At 70.7% G+C, this 1,680-nt stretch carries 1 protein-coding gene; it reads left to right on the top strand.

What is annotated here, in order from left to right; genetic code table 11:
• Positions 1-81 precede the first annotated feature (81 nt).
• Positions 82-1,680, top strand: a 1,599-nt coding sequence (locus ACFU6K_RS31030) for a tetratricopeptide repeat protein (RefSeq protein WP_380668644.1), incomplete at its 3' end; no start/stop codon positions are given.

Here is a 1,680-nt window from a genome sequence, read left to right on the forward strand (position 1 = left end):
CTCCTCGGGCGGCACGGCAGCGCCGTTTCCGGCTCCCATAATGGAGGCCGGTTCAGCGGGTCGGGCGGCGGGGGCGGGCACGTGCAGCAGGGGTGGCAGGTCAGGAACGGCATCTACGGCAACGCCACCGTGCACGGCGGCGTGCAGCAGGCCGGGGAGATGACCTTCCACCAGTACGCGGCACCGGCTGCCGAGGTGCGGTGGCCGGTGGTGATCGGGCGGATCCCGCCGAAGGCGACCGCCTTCCAGCCCCGCGAGGAACTGCGGCGGGAGATCGACGAGGCTCGGGGGCAGTACGGGACGGTCGTGCTCAGCCAGGTGTTGGCGGGTGGCGGGGGCGTCGGGAAGTCCCAACTCGCGGCGCACTACGCGCGCGAGGCCGTCGAGGCGGGCACCGACCTGGTGCTGTGGGCCGACGCCGCCGAGCCCTCCGCCGTCACCGAGCTGTACGCCCGGGCCGCCGTCGAACTCCAAGTACCCGGAGCGAACGGCGAGGCCGAGCAGGACGCCGAGCGCTTCCTCGCCTGGCTCGCCACCACCGAACACAGCTGGCTGATCCTCCTCGACAACACCACCGAGCACACACCCGAACAGCTGTGGCCCGTCACCAGCCGAGGCGGCCGGGGTCGGGTCATCGCCACCACCCGCCACCGGGGAGCGGCCAGCACCGGCAGCGACCGAACGCTCATCGACGTCAGCACCTTCTCCCCCACCGAGTCGGCCGCCTACCTGCGCGAACGGCTGGAGCGCGCGAAGTGCACCCGCTTCCTCGACGAACACGCGGAGGAGCTGGCCGAAGAACTGGGCCACCTGCCACTCGCTTTGGCCCACGCCGCCGCCTACATGGTCAACACCCGCCGCAGCTGCGGCCGTTACCTCGAACTCTTCCGCGACCGCACCCGCAGCCTGGACACCGTCCTCCCCGACCACTCCGGCATCGACGGCTACCGAGGGCCGATCAGGGCGGCACTGCTCCTGGCCCTCGACTCGGCCATGCTCGAGCAGCCGATCGGCCTCGCCGGGCCCGTCCTCCACCTGACCGCACTACTGGACCCGGCCGGCCATCCGGAACAACTGTGGAGCACCGAAGCGGCGTTGAAGCACCTCAGCAGTATTCGCGGCAGGCCGGTCACGGCCGAGGAGGCGCTGGACGCACTCGCCGTGCTGCACAACTACAGCCTGATCAACCACACGGAGACCTCCCACCGGGAGGTGACCGTCCACGCGCTCACCTCCCGGGCCGCGCTGGACATCGGCCCCGACACCCCGCAGGCCGTCCTCACGGGCGCCAACGCCCTCCTGGAGATGTGGCCGAGCGCGGACTACGGCGTACACGGCCCGGCCGCGACGTTTCGGGCCAACACCGAGGTCCTCTCCGGGCACGATGCCGCCCACCTGATCCGACCGTCGAGGGGAATCCACGATGTCCTCCTCCAGTGTGGGGTCAGCCTCATGGCGGCAGGTCTGTACACCACCGGCACGCAGTACTGGAGCGATCTTCTCAGCACGAGCGAGCGACTTCTGGAAGCCCACCACCCCGATGTCCTCATCGTCCGCCACAACCTCGCGCACGCCTACCACGAAACCGGCCGCACCGAGGACGCCACCCACCTCCTCGAACAGGTCCTTGCCGACCAGGAACGCGTCCTCGGCACCGACCACCCCCACACCCTCAACACC

Source organism: Kitasatospora sp. NPDC057512 (assembly GCF_042802135.1).
Classification (GTDB): Bacteria; Actinomycetota; Actinomycetes; order Streptomycetales; family Streptomycetaceae; genus Kitasatospora.